This is a genomic window from Leptospira mtsangambouensis (assembly GCF_004770475.1).
Taxonomy (GTDB): domain Bacteria; phylum Spirochaetota; class Leptospiria; order Leptospirales; family Leptospiraceae; genus Leptospira_A; species Leptospira_A mtsangambouensis.
The window spans coordinates 1,049,484-1,065,747 of the sequence record NZ_RQHK01000002.1; the positions used below are offsets into that span (position 1 = coordinate 1,049,484).

The window sequence follows — 16,264 nt, forward strand, 5'->3', positions numbered from 1 at the left end:
AATGACGGAAGAGGATCTTACGTGTTTCGAATTCTTTTTTTAATCATTTTCCTTCCCTTCCGGCTTCTGTACTTACTTTACCTACGTCTAAGCCTAATTTTTCAAAGGGGTCGGGAAGTTTATGAATTGGAATTTCCTGCCGTCTTTGAGGATTCTTACAAATCATATTTTGTCAAAAAATTGCAAGGGAAGGAAGAAACGGTCACAAGACTCGAACTTCTCATCCTTCTCAAACTCATCCAAAAAAATGAAAAAATCAAATCATTGGATATTTCTTTACCACCATTGGAATGGACTCTCTCTGAATTCTATGAAGTCAGAAACCAAATTTTAGCGATCAAAGAATCAGGGAAAAAAGTGAGAATATTTGCCAAAGAAGGTGGAGTCGGAACCTTACTTTTACTCACAGCCGCCACAGAAATATTTTTGGCCCCAGAATCTGAATTTATGGTTTTACTTCCAAGCGCCGAACCCATGTTTTTTGGTAAATTTTTAAAAACCTGGGGAATCGAAGTGCAAGCCTTTGCATCAGGCCCATACAAATCCTTTGCCGAAAGTTTTACACGAGGGGAATTTTCTAAAGAAGCAAAAAAGAATTTAGAAACTCTGATTTTAGATTTACGTAAAGTATTACTTGCTGCCCTTACCAATGGACAAAAGTCTTTAGAATCTTTATTTTACAAACCGATGCTTTCAGCCGATGAACTTTTGTCAGCAGGTGTCATTACAGGAATCAAAACAGAGAACGAATTTTTCTCTGAAGACAGAAAAGTATTTTCTGGAAACTACCCATCTTTACATCATTCCATCAAAGATTTTTGTTTTTTCCCAAAACGAAAAGCAGAAGTGGTTGTCCTTCCCTTAGAAGGAGGAATTACCGGTGGGGACTATTTGCATAAAAATAGAGAAAACGGTAAAATTGAAGCTTTCTCACTCATCCCTAATCTAAAAGCACTTGCGGAAGATAAAAAAATAAAAGCTGTCATTTTAGAAATTTCCTCTCCCGGTGGATCTGCTTTTTATTCCGAACAAATCCATCAAGAAATTATGGAGCTCAAAAAAACAAAAATTGTCACCGCTTACTTTAAAGATACAGTGGCAAGTGGTGGTTATTATATTGGTTCGGCGGTGGATCATATCACAGCCTCTCCTGTATGCATTACGGGATCCATTGGAGCCGTCAGTATCAGGGCCAACTTACAAAAGTTATACAAAAAATTCCAACTGAATAAAGAAGCCGTAGGATTTTATCCCTTTCGCGACATCCATTCCGAATTCCAACCTCTCTCCAAACAAAGTGTACAATATTTGGAATCCCAAATCAAAAAAACGGAAGGCCTATTTTACCGCCGAGTTTCCGAAGGCCGAAAGATTCCTTTGGAAGAAATGCCAAAAATTGGAATGGGCCGAGTGTATTTGCCTACAGTGGAAAACAGAATTGTAGATTCCCTTGGAGGACTATTGGATGCCGTACACGACATCAAAGAAAGGTTAGGTGGAAAACCCATCATAGTGACAGAGGAACTCCCAGCTTACAATTTGAAAAATAAAATCCCACTCCTTGGTGGGCTTATGGCTGAACTAAAATTTCTCGAATCTTTTAACGAAGTATCACTATTAAGTCCCGTGCGCCTTTTTTGGAAAAATAGAAAGTAAATTTTGTTTTAATTTCTACGGGAGGCTTTTTCGAGCCGGTTTCGTAAACCTTCCCATCCCCTACCCAGTTTGGGAGCTTCACAAATAATGGTTTGGATTTTAGCAAGATCACAGGCCTCAAAGAAAGCATAGAGTTTGGACGCATACTCTTCGTTTGTCGACACAAGAGAAAAATGATCAAATTCCCTGAACCCTTCTCCTTCCTTGGAAAGAAAATCGTTTCTCTCAGACAAAACCTTTCCTTTCCCCTCATTTCCGGATAAAGAAAAACCAATCCAAGCCGTCTCTTTGGGATCAAATCCAACCTCTAAACTATGGATGAATTCTTCGCTGGAAGCAATTACCACTTGTGCTGAGGGCGCGTAGTGTTTGTATTTGGTTCCTGGACTCAACGGAATATGGGAAACAGACAGGACAGGCGAAGATTCGAAAGGACTGGGCAAAATCAAGTCCGGTAGGATTGTTTTTAACTCTTCTGATTCAATGGAACCAGGTCGGAGAAGAATTGGATGCTCTCCCACAAGACTCACCACTGTGGATTCAATTCCATAACTTGGTTCTTCCTCAATTAAGATTCCATCCACCTTCCCTTCGAAGTATCGCACAACGTCTGTTAGTTTGGTAAGGGAGGGCCTACCAGATAAATTGGCGGAAGGAGCGGAAACAGGTCCACCCGTCTGCCGAATCCATTCGCGGATGACAGGATTTTTTGGAATTCGAACGGCCAAAGTATCCAATTCCTTAGGAAATAACGATTTTTCTTTTTTCGGAAGGATGAGAGTGAGAGGGCCTGGCGAAAATTTTTCTAATAACTTTCGACCGAGTTCCCCTAATACACAAACCTCTTCAATGGATTCGATCGAATGAAAATGCGCAATCAAGGGATTGTCTTTCGGCCTTCCTTTGATTTCGTAAACCCGAAGGCAAGCCCCTTCCCTTCGGGTAGAGGCTCCAATTCCATAAACCGTTTCTGTGGGAAAGATCACAACCTTGCCCTCTTGGATGAGGTTCGCAAGCAAACTTACATCCGAAGAGATTAAGGTTTTCATTTTAAAACTTTTTAGTTTTGGTTTTTGATTTTGATTCAGATACTTTCAATGCATCTTTTGATTCATTGGCAGGGAGAACCGTTTCTTCTTTAGGTTCTTCTTCCTCTTTTGCTTTTTCTACAGGAGGAAGTTGGCCTTGGACCAGTTTACTCAAATACACATTGATTTCTGGATCATTGTCTGTCACGAGTTGCCAAAAAGAGAAACCACCTAAATCGTATTTTCGCAGCAGATTCATTTTTTCTTCAAAGGCCCGGCGGTTCATATAAAAAGCAACACGATCACATCCACCACTAGTGTACCAAAGAGATGGATCTTCATACGCACGGTTTTTATGGATGTCAGAAAACTTGGATAAGTTTCGCCAGCTCGCTACCTTGTTTTCTTCGTTTAAGATACGATTGATATCAGTAGGTTGGCGATTTTTATGTGTCCCTGCTTTGATCCTTTGGGCATCAGAATGATAGATGGCTTTGGCAGATGCTTTACAATTCAGAGCCCAATCGTATCCGTAAGTAGGAATCGCCATATAGAGTTTATGTGTTGGCACTCTCTTTTTCGCGTAAGTGATAATGTCTTTTAACCAAACATTCGGTGCTTGGGGACCAGGTCCAGGGTTGTGGTACTTTCGTGGATGGAGTTCATAAGCCATAATTTTGACTCGGTCTGCGTGTTTGGCAAGAAAGGCATAGTCGTGGGTGGTTGGCCCTCTCCAATTTTCACGGAAGTCTAATGCGATAGGTTTCGATAAACCACGGCATTGGAGTTCCTTCTTTTTACTTTTTTCCGCAGGCGTTTTGGGATGCACTGCTACCGAAATGAGTTTTCCTTTTTTATGAACTTCACGAGCAAGTAAAACAAAGAACTCTTCAAACTTTTCTTTTTTATCGCAAGACATCCCTTCGTAATCGATATCGATCCCATCATAACCATAGGTCATAATCTCGTTTACGATGACTTGAATGTGGTGGTCACGGATGTCGTTACGTCCACCCATTCCAATATTTTCTTGGATTTTTTCTTTTGGATTTTCCCAACGAAAGATGGTCGGAATGATTTTTACTTTAGGATTGAGTGCACGGAGTTCCTGTACTCGTTCTTTTCTGGAAGAACTGGACCAACTCGAAATGAGTTCCCCATTATTGGAAAGCCCACCTTTCATGGTATAAATAAAAGGATGGATTTCATTGTAAAGATGGACTGTCTTTTTCATGGCAGTCCAATCGGTGGACCAAGCAGAAGAGCGGAAACTTACGTTCTCGTCAGGAACAAAACCAGGCAATTCCACAGATTCCTCAGGGGAATCGCTGTTTGTTTGGTTTTCTCCGTTTTCCTTGGTTTCCATCTCCGATGGAGTTCCGAGAGAAGGAGTGGATGCTTCCACAACACTGGGATTCGCATTCCCGGCTTTGGCAGTGTCTTTTAAAACAAGAGCCGTTCCATCATTTTGGATTAAGTTCATTCCTAAATAAAAGGAGATGGCGGAAAGAAATACCCAAGAGGCAAATAAGAGAGTATATTTAGCTGCATTCGACAGCGGACGATTCGGTGTGGATGGGTTTTCTTTTTCGGACATAAATTACTTCTAGTATGATTATCGATCGTATGATAAAAAAAGAGTAGAGAATTATGGAACCACTCACTACCTATTTCTCATCCCATAATTTTTTAACCAGGAATCTCTCCTAGTCGAAATTAAAAAGAAAGGAAAAAGATATTATGCATCTTCTCAAACAAAAACCGGTGATTCTTTATACGGTTCTTCTTAGTTTTTTTCTCACCTTTCTCCTTCTTGCCGAACTCACAGGTAGTAAATTATTTTTTGCCTTCGGGTTTACGATGACGATGGGGGTTATCCCTTTTCCTGTTACCTTTATCATCACGGATTTACTCAATGAATATTATGGTCGCAAAGTGGTTAGAGCTACTACCTTTCTTGGCATGGTGATGATTGGTTTTGCTTACCTCCTCATCGTGATCGATATCCAAATTCCCGCAAGTCCTGAGTCACCCATTGATGATGCCTCCTTTGAACGGGTGTTTGCCAATTCCGGACTTGTGATCCTTGGTTCCATCATCGCTTATGTAATTGGCCAGATGATTGACCTTCACACCTTTCATTTCCTTCGTAAAAAAACGGGAGGAAAACATATCTGGCTACGTGCCACAGGATCTACCGTCATCTCGCAACTCATCGATTCTTATGTGGTCATCTTCATCGCCCTTGGAAAATACCATCCCGTTTCCAAACTGATCTCCATTGCCAATACAAACTTTCTTTATAAATTGGGAGTGGCCATTCTCATCACACCACTTCTTTATGCCATCCATATCTACATTGATCGTTACTTAGGAGAAACATTGAAAAAACAAATGTTTAGTGCAGCAATGGAAGAAGAAGGACTAGAGTCCACCATTCAACCAGGGTAAGGGAGAATATGTTCCAACCAAGAATCGAAAGACTCAAAACCATTTTGGGAAATGGTCCAGCGAATATTGGGCACAGGGGCGCTCGTGGACTTGCACCCGAAAACACCCTTGTATCTTTTCTTGTCGGTGCAGAATCCACAAGGTTTTTTGAATTGGATACCATGCTTTGTGCCTCAGGAGAACTTGTGGTCATCCATGACTTTACAGTCGATCGTACAACTGACGGTGAAGGAAAAGTCTCTGCATATAAATACCGCGACTTAGCTGAACTGGATGCGGGGAGTTTTTTTGATGAAGCCTTTGAAGGGGAACAAATTCCCACTCTCTCACAAGTGATCCAAACTCTTCCAGAGAACACAGTTTTCGATATTGAAATGAAAAGTGAAGGGAACCCAGAAGAAAGAAAGGCACTGGCTCTGGCCCTTGTGAAACTCATTCGGAAATGGAAACTTAGCAATCGAATTTGGGTGAGTAGTTTTGATTGGGATCTTGTGGATCTCATTCGCAAAGAGGATCCAGAAGTACTACGTGGCCTTCTTGTCGAAAAAGGAGATTCGCTAAACAAGAATTATATGGACTATGAGCCAGATTTGATCCTTCCACATCTTTCTGCTTGCTCCATGGAATTTGTAGATGAATTAAAGGCAAAATCTCTTCTGGTGATTCCTTATACCACCAATACGGAAGATGAATGGAAGGCACTCCTTACTGCCGGAGTGGCGGGCCTTATTACCGATTACCCTGACCTTTTGGCAACTTACTTAGAATCTAAAAAATAAATCCAAATCCAGTTCTCCCAAGGGTCTTCATACAAAGAATAATTCTTCCCTGGTATTTGTTCGACTAACTTCAAAGTGGAAAGTTGAGGATGGTTTTGAACCGTTTCGGGCAAACATTGAATGGTAATGGTCCCTGGTCGCACGGGGCAATGTTCTGTATTTTTGGAAAAGACTATGGTTTGGCCAGTTGTAAGTTTCAATTCGGAATGGCCAAAACTTTCTTTTAGAAGAGTTCCACCCAAAAACGATTGGTAAAACTGTGCTGGGATCGCAGTATTTTCTCCACCGAATAAATTCACCGAAAAAAACTGAGGGAGGACTAAATCCATGTTTTTATTTTCTATCATCATCCAAGGAACTCTACCTTAAGTTTGAGAATTTTATTTAAGAATCCTATGTCGATCCAAACCCCGTCTAAATTTTCCTTTTTTTTGTTTTTTTCCATTTCATCCATCATTAACTTTTTGTTATGCGAAACCATATATTTTGAATCCATTCATTCGGCTGATCATTTATACCTTCCCTTATTACTGAAGGATCTGGTTTCTGGGAAAGGGATAGGGCATTGGTATCTCCCACCTTCTCCTTATTTTTTCCCGGACCTTTTGATTGATTTGGTTCTTTTTCCCTTTGTCCCTTTTTTATACCTTCCGAGTTTTTATGGAACCTTCCAAATGTTTTTTGTCCTTCTTGGGATTGCCATTTTTATTTCATTCTATACAACAAAATCGAAATCATTAGAATTTTTGTACTGCTTTGAATTTCTATTGGTTATATTTTCACTCATCGGATATGGATTAGGTGACAAACCCCTTCCTTTTAGTTATTTTTTTTCTGGGGCTCATCATAGTTCGGGATTTTTTTTCTCTCTATTTCTCACAATCTATCTATATTCATTGTTAAACGATAAAGCAAAAAGGAAATCCAGGTCCTCGCAGGTTTTACCACTTCCTTTGGTTTTCATTTTTTTCTTCGGCTTTTCGCTCCTCTATCTCTCCGATCGATTTTCCTTTGCTGTCGGCGTGATTAGTTTTTTTGTGGTTCGGATTTGGAATTTGGAAATTCCTTTTGCTGATCGAATTTCATATTTTAAAGAAAAACGATTTTGGATTTTGGCAATGTTTTTCCTTTTTTGGAATGAACTCATTTTCTTTGGATTCAAAGATAGTTTATCCATTCCCAGTAGTTTCCAAACTTTATTCACCTACCTAAACAAACTGAATCCAAAAGAAGTGATTACACTTTCGGGAACTTATCTTTTTGATTTTTCAAAACATATTTTTTACCAAGGAAAGTCCCTTCTCATTTTAACTGGACTGGTCTTTTTCAGTTTTACTAGATTCCCAAAATTAAACCAACACTTGCTCCTTGTTTTTTTTCCTGTCCTTTTGATGCTTTTACTCACTATAGGAAGGTTTACCTACCTCCACCCTTATCCCATTCGGTATTTGTTCCCTCTTCTCTTCTTTTCTCTTCTGGGAATCACCTGGGTATTTTTTCCCATTTTGCAAAAGATAAATCCGAAGGCCCCCGTTTTGGTTCTTTTGCTACTTTCAGGGATCCTTTTCTTTTTTCCATTTCCCCGAGAGAAAACCAAGGCCTACTTCACCCAAATCACCGAAACAAAAGTCCCTTACGATTTAGAAAAGCCCATCCGGTTTTGGAGTGAAGGGAGAAAAACTCCCATTCCTATAGGCAAGGATGGGAAACCCTACCATTGGATCACGGGTGCATTCCATACGCACTTGACAGAGTGAAGCGAGCGTATGATCTGGAAGTAGATGGAAGATTACGTACGCATATTTGATACCACACTTAGGGATGGGGAACAGTGCCCAGGGGCCGCTATGAGCGAAGATGAAAAGGTGGAAATTGCCCTACACCTTGCCCGTATGAAGGTGGATATCATCGAGGCAGGATTTCCCGTTTCTTCTCCCGTTCAATTCAAAGCAGTGGAACGCATCGCACGTGAAATTGAAGGTCCTATCATCTGTGGACTGGCCCGTGCCCTTCGACCTGATTTAGAAGCAGCTCGCGATGCCCTAAAACCTGCCAAACTAAAACGCATTCATACCTTTATTGCTTCTTCTCCCATCCACATGAAACATAAACTTGGGAAGTCTCCTTCGGAAGTATTAGAGATGGCAAGAGTGGCTGTAAAAATGGCTAGAGACTTTGTCACCGATGTGGAATTTTCACCAGAAGATGCCACTCGCTCCGAATGGGAGTTCTTGCGTGAGTTAGTGGAAGCTGTCATCGAAGAAGGTGCCACTACCATCAATATCCCAGACACTGTTGGTTATACAACCCCACAAGAATATATGGATCTTTTTCGTTTCTTAAAAAAGGAAGTGAAAGGAGCCGACAAAGTGATTTTTTCTGCCCATTGCCATAACGACCTTGGACTTGCCGTTGCGAACTCTCTAGCAACCGTTCTTGCTGGTGGTCGTCAGATTGAATGTACAATCAACGGGATCGGAGAAAGAGCCGGAAACACAGCTATGGAAGAAGTGGTGATGGCTCTCAAAACAAGAAAAGATGCTTTTGGTGTGGAAACAAAAATTGATTCTACTCTCATCACTCGTGGATCTCATTTGGTAAAAACCATCACAGGTATGGTGGTCCAACCTAACAAAGCCATTGTGGGAGCAAATGCTTTTGCGCATGAATCTGGAATCCACCAAGATGGAGTGATTAAAAATAGACAAACCTATGAAATTATGACTCCGGAATCTGTGGGACTCAAATCCAATCGTATGGTTCTTGGACGCCATTCCGGAAGGGCAGGTTTTAAAGACCGAGTCATTCGTATGGGATTTGATCCCAAACCGGAAGAAATTGACAATGCCTACAATCGTTTCCTAGAGATTGCTGATAAAAAAAAGGAAGTATTCGATGAAGACATCGCTGCTTTATTCCAAGCAGAGATTAGCAGGTCCCAAGTGGATGAAAAATATCGTCTCCTTTCTTTTGAACAAAATACTGGTTCCAACCAAACTCCAAGTTCCAAAATTTCTTTGTTCATCAAAGGAGAGACCAAGTTCTCGGAAGCCCACGGAGATGGTCCAGTCGATAGCATATTCAAAGCAATTAATATGGCCACTGGCCTTTCCCCACTCCTCTCAAGACTTGTGATCTCACCGGTAACAGAAGGAACAGATGCGATGGCAGAAGCTTCAGTCACGTTAGAAGACGGCGAACGTAGGGTGGTTGGAAAAGGGGATTCTACCGATATCATTGAAGCTTGTGCCAAAGCGTATATCAATGCTTTGAACCGGTTGTGATTTTATGAAAACCGAAACCAAACTTTTTTCGATCGAGTCTCTGGTTCGTAAGGAACTACTCACGTACAAACCGTATACACCTGGGGAACAACCGGGCCTCAGTACAACAACAATCAAACTCAATACAAACGAAAACCCTTACCCACCTTCTCCTAAAATCAAAGAAGCCGTAGACAAAGTATTGGAGACAGGTGTTTTACGAAAGTATCCCAACTACCACGGAAGAAAACTTCAGGAACTCATTGCAAAAGACTACAATTTAGACCCGGATCAAGTATTAGTCACCAATGGATCTGATGAAGCCTTACGTTTGTTATTCCAAGCCCTCATTGGCCCAGGAGATGTGGTTGTTGCCCCAGACCCAACCTATTCCTTTTATCCGGTTCTTACCGAACAGATGATGGTGGGAGCTACTTACAAAGCCATTCCCCTTAAATCCGACTTACATTTTGATTTTGAATCCTTGGAAAAAGAACAAGGAAAACTACTTTGTTTTGCTCATCCGAATGCGCCTACTGGTGTGGAAGAACCCAAAGAAAAACTTTTAAATTTAGTAAAAAGTTTTTCCGGAGTCGTTTTATCTGATGAGGCATATATTGATTTTACAGAGCCTAACTCTAGTTTGCTCTCAGAAATCAAAAACTATCCCAATTTAGTGGTATCTAGAACCTTCTCGAAATCCTATGCCCTAGCTGGTCTACGTGTTGGGTATTTAGTTGGGTCACTGGAAGTCATTTCCTGGATCCGCAAACTCAAAGATTCTTATAATGTGGGAATTTTAGAACAAGTTGTGGCAGAGGTTTCTTATGCGGACAAAGAATACTTTTTGGAAAAACGAACTCTAGTCATTTCAGAAAGGACAAAACTAAAAAAGGAATTGGAATCTCTTGGTTTTACCATTCCCGATTCCTCTACTAATTTTTTATTCTGCAAACCAAAGTTAGGTGTTTCTCCAGAGAGTTTGTATTTACAACTAAAAGAAAAAAACATCCTCATTCGGTATTTTTCCACCGGAATTTCCAAAGATTATATACGAATTACCATTGGAACAAAAGAGGAAAATACAAAACTATTAGAAACCATTCGTGAGTTGGTCTAAAAAAACCCGGTGCACCTTTGCAGGTACCCGGGTTCGCAATTAAATTCTCTTTCGATTTACCAAACACCAAAGAGATTTTATTTCTGGATTTCGATTTTTGTTTTTTTAGGTTCCATTTTGGGAATGGTTAACTCTAAAATTCCATTTTTCATTTTGGCAGTGGCCTTATCTGAATGGATTGCTTTGCCTATGGTAAACTTGCGGTAGTAGTTTCCTTCTCTGTATTCTGCAAGTCGCACTTGGCCGCGAGATTCTTCCACCGGAACAAATTTACCTTCCAAAATCAATTGGTCTTTTTCAATGGATATGTCCACCGAGGATTGGTCCACTCCAGGCATTTCTACAAAGAACAAAATGGCCTCTTCTGTTTCCAATACATCCACGTTAGGTGAATAAACACGAGTGGTTAACTTTTGGTCCTTACCTTCGACGGTCTCTGAAACGTTTCCATGATTTTCTTTTGTCAGTGTATTCATAACTTATCTCCTTACCCAAGTGTGATGGATACTTTTTTAGGTTTATCTTCTTCTCTACGAGGAAGATGGATGTTTAAAATTCCATTGGTGAATTTTGCAAGGACATGTTCCGAATCAACTCGAAACGGTAATTCTAAAGTCCTGTGGAATTCTCCATTAAAAATCTCCCGGCGTAAGACTTCCGTTCCTTCGGCGAGTTCTTCTGATTTTTTCTTTCCGTGGATCGAAAGAAGATTGTCCTTTACATTGATTTCAATTTGGTCTGGTTCGAGTCCCGGAAGTAAACAAGTCACAAGGGCCTCATCTTCCTTTGTATAAACATTCACTGGAGGGAAATTGGACGAAGATCCAAATTGACTGTCTAAAATAGAACGAGTCAACTCATCGTTCAGTCTGTCAAAATCTCTCCAGAACTGATTTGCTTTTGTTTGTGGGTCTAGAATTCGGAACAACATGCTCATTCTCCTCTTTAGCACTCATTAAGCACGACTGCTATTTCAATTAGCAATCTATACTTTTGACTGCCAATCGTCAAGAATGTTTTCTATTTTAGCCGTTTTTGGAAAAAAAATTTTGTCTCGCACGATGGGCCCAGTGATGCTGGAATCCAATGCCTATCCAAGACCAACTGAAAGAACTCGGTTTAGAAATTACTCCTGTTCCAGCGGCCCTCGCTTCCTATATCCCTTCCAAAAGGTCGGGAAACCTGATTTTTACTTCCGGACAACTTCCGCTCGTCGGAGGAAAACTACGAAAAACGGGAAAGGTTGGAAAAGACCTAAGTCTCGAGGAAGCCAAAGAAGAGGCAAAACAATGTGTTTTAAATGCTTTAGCGGCAACTCTACTCCATATAGATTCTTTAGACAAAATCAAATCCATAGTGAAACTAGGAGTTTTTGTTTCAGGAACACCTGAATTCACCGAACAACACTTAGTTGCCAATGGTGCCTCAGAACTTCTTGCAGCCATTTTTGGTGAAAAAGGTAAACATGCTAGGTTTGCAATTGGCGTGAGTTCTCTTCCTCTTGATGCTTCCGTAGAATTGGAAATGGTTGCAGAAGTAGAATGACAAGTTCCCTTCTTTCCAAATTTTTTCTTGTTGTTCAATTTCTAAAAGAATCTTTATTATTTGTTCCAGACCTAATCTTTGCTTGGTGGCACCTAACAAAGAAAATATTTTTGACACTTTACAGGTATTGGAATCATAAAATATTCTTTGATAAAATATTTTTTATTTTTTTATTTTTGCAACTTCTCTTTTCTGTTTTACCCTGGTTCTCATACCAAATTCGTTTTTTTGAAATTACAGAATCCATTTCCCTTGGTCCTAAATTAAATTCCGTGTTTATTCTTCTCGCACTTCTCAATTTTTTCTTTTTGGGATTTTGGAAATCATCGTGGACAAGGATTTGGTTTTTCGCAGGCCAAATGATTTCAATTGTATTTGTGATTTGGGGATACTTAGACCCAAAACGTTATTTTTATGACTTTGTCAAACCGGAAGAAGTGGGACTGGGACTACCCTTCTATTTATTTTTGGGATCATTATTCGGAGCCTTTGTCTTTGGATACCTTACCTTCAAAAGAGAGGATGAAGTTCTCGGCAGGATATAAAAAACCAAACCAAACCAAACAAATTGCCTGATACTCCATCGGGCAATTTGTTTGGTGCTAAAATCTAAAAAACTTTTTTCCTAACAGCTTTACTCGTTCTCTTCCAAAATTTCAAGAACCGCCTTTCCCTCTTTTTCAATTACATCCACGAGATAACGAGTTCCCTTATCTTTTTGGAAAAGAATTTTTTTAGAGAGAGGTTTTCCAATCTCTGCATTTAAAATTCTTTGGATGGGCCTTGCCCCCATTGCTTTGTCGTAACCTGTTTCAGCCAAATGCCGCACGGCTTTCTCTGACAACTCCAAATGGATTCCCTTTTCGGTTGCCTTTGTTTGCAAAGTACGGAACATTCTTTTGACCACGAGCTCCACTACCGGAATGGAAAGAGCTCCAAATTCGACAACTGCTGTGAGTCGGTTTCGAAACTCAGGAGTAAATGTCCTTTCAATGGCCTTTAGAGACCTGTCATCATAACGGTCAGAATCAAAACCGAGAAGGGGTTTGGAACTTTCCTGAGCACCCGTATTTGTGGTTAAGATCAGAATTACATTGCGAAAATCTGCTTTTTTACCAGTGCTATCTGTGAGTGTGGCATGGTCCATTACCTGCAATAAAATATTATAAATATCTTCGTGTGCCTTTTCTATTTCATCGAATAACAACACACAGTGGGGATTTTTAGCTACGGCATCTGTCAGTTGACCACCTTGGTCATAACCCACGTATCCGGGAGGACTTCCAATCAGACGTGAAACGGAATGTTTTTCCATATATTCACTCATATCAAAACGCAGAAACTCCACTCCCATTTTTTCTGCCAAAGTTTTTGCCACTTCTGTTTTACCGACACCAGTAGGACCAACAAAAAGGAAACTACCAATTGGTTTTCCTTCGTCACTGAGACCAGAACGAGAATAATGGATGGCATCTACCACTTGTTCGATGGCATGATCCTGTCCAAAGACAATGGATTTAATTTCGGAATCCAGATTTTCTAATTTCTTTTTATCATCTGCTTTGACAGTTTTTTCTGGAATTTTGGCAATTTTGGCCACAAGGGATTCAATTTCTAAAATCCCAACTTGTTTTTTGGCCTTTTCTTTTTTCTCATCACGTAACTTCACAAAGGCGCCAGATTCATCCATTAAATCAATGGCTTTGTCTGGTAAAAACCTATCTCTTAGGTGAAGACTAGATAAATCCACACAGGCTTCGATGGCTTTGGCACTGTAGGTCACACCATGAAAAGATTCATATTTAGGTTTAAGTCCTTTTAAGATTTCGATCGCATCTTCTCTGGAAGGTTCAGTCACTTCAATCTTTTGAAACCTACGAGAGAGTGCATGATCTTTTTCAAAGATCGATTTATATTCTTTGTATGTTGTGGTCCCAATGCATTTGAGTTCTCCATTGGCAAGGGCTGGTTTCATCAAATTGGAAGCATCTAAACTTCCACCGGAGACTGCTCCAGCTCCCACAATGGTATGGATTTCGTCCACAAAGATGATTCGTTCTGGTTTACCAACTACTTCTTGTAAGATGGCCTTTAGACGTTCTTCAAATTCTCCACGAAATTTGGTTCCTGCCATCACAAGTCCCATATCAAGTGAATATATTTCTAGATTCAGTAAACTTTTTGGTACAAGCCCCTTTACCACTCGTTCGGCGATTCCTTCAACAATCGAGGTTTTTCCTACTCCCGCTTCCCCTACAAAAATAGGATTATTTTTACGACGCCGCGATAAAATATGAATGGTTCTTTCAATTTCCACTTCTCGACCAATGCATGGATCTAATTTTCCTAACCTAGCCCTTTCTGTGAGATTGACACAAAACTTTTCCAGCGCGGATTTACGGGATCCTGTTTCACCTTCTTCTGGTTCAATTTCTTCTGAAAAATTAAGTTCTTCTGGTTCCGATTCTTTTTTGATCCCATGCGAGATGTATTTGATCACATCCAGACGGTTGACTTCTTGTTTGGCCAATAGATAAAAGGCTTGGCTATCTTCTTCTCGAAAGAGGGCCACAAGCACATTGTTTCCATCCACTTCTTCTTTTCCTGAATTTTGGACATGGAAGGCCGCAAATTGAATGACAAACTGCACTCCCACCGTGTACCTAGGTTGGATTTTTAAATCGGGAACGGCAATGGTAGAAAGGTCTTCTTCAAAGTACTCGGTGAGTTCCTTACGAAGTTGGTCCAAATCACATCCTACATGAATCAAAACATCCTTTGTTTTTTCATTAAAAGTCAGACCATATAACAAGTGTTCTAATGTGATAAATTCGTGGTGGTATTTACTTGCCTCTTTGCCTGCAAGTTCTAGGGTTTTTTCTAAATCCAGGGAAAGGTTCATTCGTCCTCCTCTTTTGCCAATTGGCATTGTAATGGATGTCCTGCGTCGTCCGCAAGTTTATGTACTTCTGCTACCTTTGTTCTTGCAATGTCCAAAGAATACACCCCGCAAACGGCTGACCCAGAAGTATGAGCCTTCCACATTATTTGACGAGATTCTTCCATAGATTTCCGAAAGACATTGGCAAGTACATATACCACAAATTCCTGCGGGGTGTAGTCATCGTTGATGAGAATCACTTTATACCGGTCAGGTTTTTTTAATTTCTTTTTCTGTTTTTCTCTTTCGAGAAGTTCCACGTTCATATCGGTATAAGATTTGCGTTTTGGATCTGACACTTAAGTTCCCTCCCGAAGCGATTTGATAGGAGACTGTGAATTATAAGCGGAAATATTATCCCTTTCCATCACAATCTCTCGTTCCAAATAGGATTCAATAGCCGCTCTGCCCTGTTCATTATAAATATGATGCAAACTATACATGGGAACCGCTTCGTAACCTCTTAAGAATTTATGTTCCCCTTGGGCACCGGCCTCCACTCGTTCCATTTTATGTTCAATTGCAAAATCAATCAATCGGTAATAACAACATTCAAAGTGTAAATTGGGAACATGTTCCAAAGCTCCCCAATACCTTCCGAATAAAAACCCGTCTCGAAAAACATTCCAACTTCCACCAACTGGTTTCCCTAAAGGGTCACTTGCCAATACAAGAACCAAACGATGGCGAAAACTACGATGCATTTCCAAAAAGAATTTTCGATTCAAATAGGCCTGGCCCCATTTTTTCGAATGGGTATCCTGATAAAACGTAAAAAATATATGAGCATGATCCTCGGTAATCTGGTCACCGGTAAGGGTTTGGATCACAAGACCCGATTCCGAAATTTTTCTTCGTTCTTGGCGGATTGTCTTTCTACGGTCTTTGACAAGAGTGGATAAAAACTCTTCGAAATTCGCAAAACCTTTGTTAAACCAGTGGTATTGGTGAGAAAGTCTTGGAGCAAAGGAATTTTGGATGCCTAACTTCTGTTCGTTTTCCTTACAAAACAAAATATGAACAGAAGACGTTTCTTTTTCCTTTCCAAATTGAATCAGCCTTTGCAGGAGATGAGAACCAAGAGAATCTTTTTCCGTATCGCTTAACTCGGCGGAAAATAAAATTCGATTCCCCGTCACGGGTGTGAAAGGAACGGCCACCGTCAATTTTGGGTAATAAGGAATTCCTGCCCGGTGGAATGCATTGGCCCATTGGAAATCAAAAATATATTCGCCATACGAATCACTGCGAAGGTAAGCAGGCAGGACAGCTTTTAAAATTCCCTCTTTTCTAGCAGAAACAAGGACCGGGATCCAATCCCCATTCCCGATACAACCAGCATTTTCTAACCCGGAAAGAAATTCGTATTCTTGAAAAACGGAATCAGCTGGTACAAGAAGATTCCATTCCTCTTCAGTAAAGTCTCGAAAACTTTCGGAAATTTTTATCTCAAATGTTTCACTCAATGTAGATCTTAGACT

Annotated in this window: 16 protein-coding genes; 8 read left to right on the top strand and 8 right to left on the bottom strand. The window is 40.4% G+C overall.

Going from position 1 to position 16,264, the window contains the following annotated elements; translation table 11 throughout:
- Positions 1-21: 21 nt before the first annotated feature.
- The gene (locus EHR01_RS04755; protein WP_135693550.1) at positions 22-1,656 is read left to right on the top strand and encodes a S49 family peptidase; all 1,635 of its coding nucleotides are present in this window, start codon (positions 22-24) and stop codon (positions 1,654-1,656) included.
- A gap of 8 nt (positions 1,657-1,664) precedes the next feature.
- Here the strand turns inward: EHR01_RS04755 and EHR01_RS04760 are convergent, their stop codons facing one another.
- Positions 1,665-2,705, bottom strand: a complete 1,041-nt coding sequence (locus EHR01_RS04760) for an L-threonylcarbamoyladenylate synthase (protein WP_135693552.1) — start codon at positions 2,703-2,705, stop codon at positions 1,665-1,667.
- Between the two features lies 1 nt (position 2,706).
- The gene (locus EHR01_RS04765; protein ID WP_135693554.1) at positions 2,707-4,281 is read right to left on the bottom strand and encodes a glycosyl hydrolase family 18 protein; all 1,575 of its coding nucleotides are present in this window, start codon (positions 4,279-4,281) and stop codon (positions 2,707-2,709) included.
- Positions 4,282-4,424: 143 nt separating this feature from the next.
- On the opposite strand from EHR01_RS04765, the gene EHR01_RS04770 reads away from it, so the two are divergent.
- Positions 4,425-5,135, top strand: coding sequence for a queuosine precursor transporter (locus EHR01_RS04770; RefSeq protein WP_135693557.1), 711 nt, complete (start codon positions 4,425-4,427; stop codon positions 5,133-5,135).
- Positions 5,136-5,143: 8 nt separating this feature from the next.
- Positions 5,144-5,914 (top strand): glycerophosphodiester phosphodiesterase, encoded by a 771-nt coding sequence (locus EHR01_RS04775; protein WP_135693559.1) that lies wholly within the window; start codon positions 5,144-5,146, stop codon positions 5,912-5,914.
- Here EHR01_RS04775 and EHR01_RS04780 read toward each other — a convergent pair.
- Positions 5,893-6,264 (bottom strand): VOC family protein, encoded by a 372-nt coding sequence (locus EHR01_RS04780; RefSeq protein WP_135693560.1) that lies wholly within the window; start codon positions 6,262-6,264, stop codon positions 5,893-5,895. The genes EHR01_RS04775 and EHR01_RS04780 overlap by 22 nt on opposite strands.
- A gap of 45 nt (positions 6,265-6,309) precedes the next feature.
- Here EHR01_RS04780 and EHR01_RS04785 point away from each other — a divergent pair, with 45 nt between their 5' ends.
- The 3 genes from EHR01_RS04785 to hisC are packed head-to-tail and all read left to right on the top strand — an operon-like array spanning position 6,310 to position 10,297.
- Positions 6,310-7,671 (top strand): hypothetical protein, encoded by a 1,362-nt coding sequence (locus EHR01_RS04785; RefSeq protein WP_135693562.1) that lies wholly within the window; start codon positions 6,310-6,312, stop codon positions 7,669-7,671.
- A 24-nt stretch (positions 7,672-7,695) separates the two neighbouring features.
- Positions 7,696-9,198, top strand: a complete 1,503-nt coding sequence (locus tag EHR01_RS04790) for a 2-isopropylmalate synthase (RefSeq protein ID WP_135693565.1) — start codon at positions 7,696-7,698, stop codon at positions 9,196-9,198.
- 4 nt (positions 9,199-9,202) lie between these two features.
- Positions 9,203-10,297: a histidinol-phosphate transaminase gene (gene hisC / locus EHR01_RS04795; RefSeq protein ID WP_135693567.1), complete on the top strand. Its 1,095-nt coding sequence runs from the start codon at positions 9,203-9,205 to the stop codon at positions 10,295-10,297.
- A gap of 77 nt (positions 10,298-10,374) precedes the next feature.
- On the opposite strand, the gene EHR01_RS04800 is transcribed toward hisC, so the two are convergent.
- On the bottom strand, positions 10,375-10,773 hold the full coding sequence (locus EHR01_RS04800) for an Hsp20/alpha crystallin family protein (RefSeq protein ID WP_135693569.1): 399 nt from the start codon (positions 10,771-10,773) through the stop codon (positions 10,375-10,377).
- 11 nt (positions 10,774-10,784) lie between these two features.
- On the bottom strand, positions 10,785-11,228 hold the full coding sequence (locus tag EHR01_RS04805) for an Hsp20/alpha crystallin family protein (protein WP_135693905.1): 444 nt from the start codon (positions 11,226-11,228) through the stop codon (positions 10,785-10,787).
- A 155-nt stretch (positions 11,229-11,383) separates the two neighbouring features.
- Here EHR01_RS04805 and EHR01_RS04810 point away from each other — a divergent pair, with 155 nt between their 5' ends.
- Both EHR01_RS04810 and EHR01_RS04815 read left to right on the top strand, forming a co-directional pair.
- Positions 11,384-11,842 carry a RidA family protein gene (locus tag EHR01_RS04810; protein ID WP_135693570.1) on the top strand — a complete coding sequence of 153 codons (459 nt, stop codon included), beginning with the start codon at positions 11,384-11,386 and terminating at the stop codon, positions 11,840-11,842.
- Complete coding sequence (locus EHR01_RS04815) at positions 11,839-12,387, top strand: hypothetical protein (protein ID WP_135693571.1); 549 nt, start codon at positions 11,839-11,841, stop codon at positions 12,385-12,387. Before EHR01_RS04810 ends, EHR01_RS04815 begins: the two co-directional genes overlap by 4 nt.
- An 89-nt stretch (positions 12,388-12,476) precedes the next feature.
- Here EHR01_RS04815 and clpA read toward each other — a convergent pair whose 3' ends face one another.
- The 3 genes from clpA to EHR01_RS04830 are packed head-to-tail and all read right to left on the bottom strand — an operon-like array spanning position 12,477 to position 16,249.
- Positions 12,477-14,744: an ATP-dependent Clp protease ATP-binding subunit ClpA gene (gene clpA, locus EHR01_RS04820; protein ID WP_135693572.1), complete on the bottom strand. Its 2,268-nt coding sequence runs from the start codon at positions 14,742-14,744 to the stop codon at positions 12,477-12,479.
- On the bottom strand, positions 14,741-15,082 hold the full coding sequence (gene clpS / locus EHR01_RS04825; protein WP_004788539.1) for an ATP-dependent Clp protease adapter ClpS: 342 nt from the start codon (positions 15,080-15,082) through the stop codon (positions 14,741-14,743). Before clpS ends, clpA begins: the two co-directional genes overlap by 4 nt.
- A complete protein-coding gene (locus EHR01_RS04830) occupies positions 15,083-16,249 on the bottom strand; it encodes a GNAT family N-acetyltransferase (protein WP_135693573.1) in 1,167 nt (388 codons plus the stop codon).
- Positions 16,250-16,264: the final 15 nt, after the last annotated feature.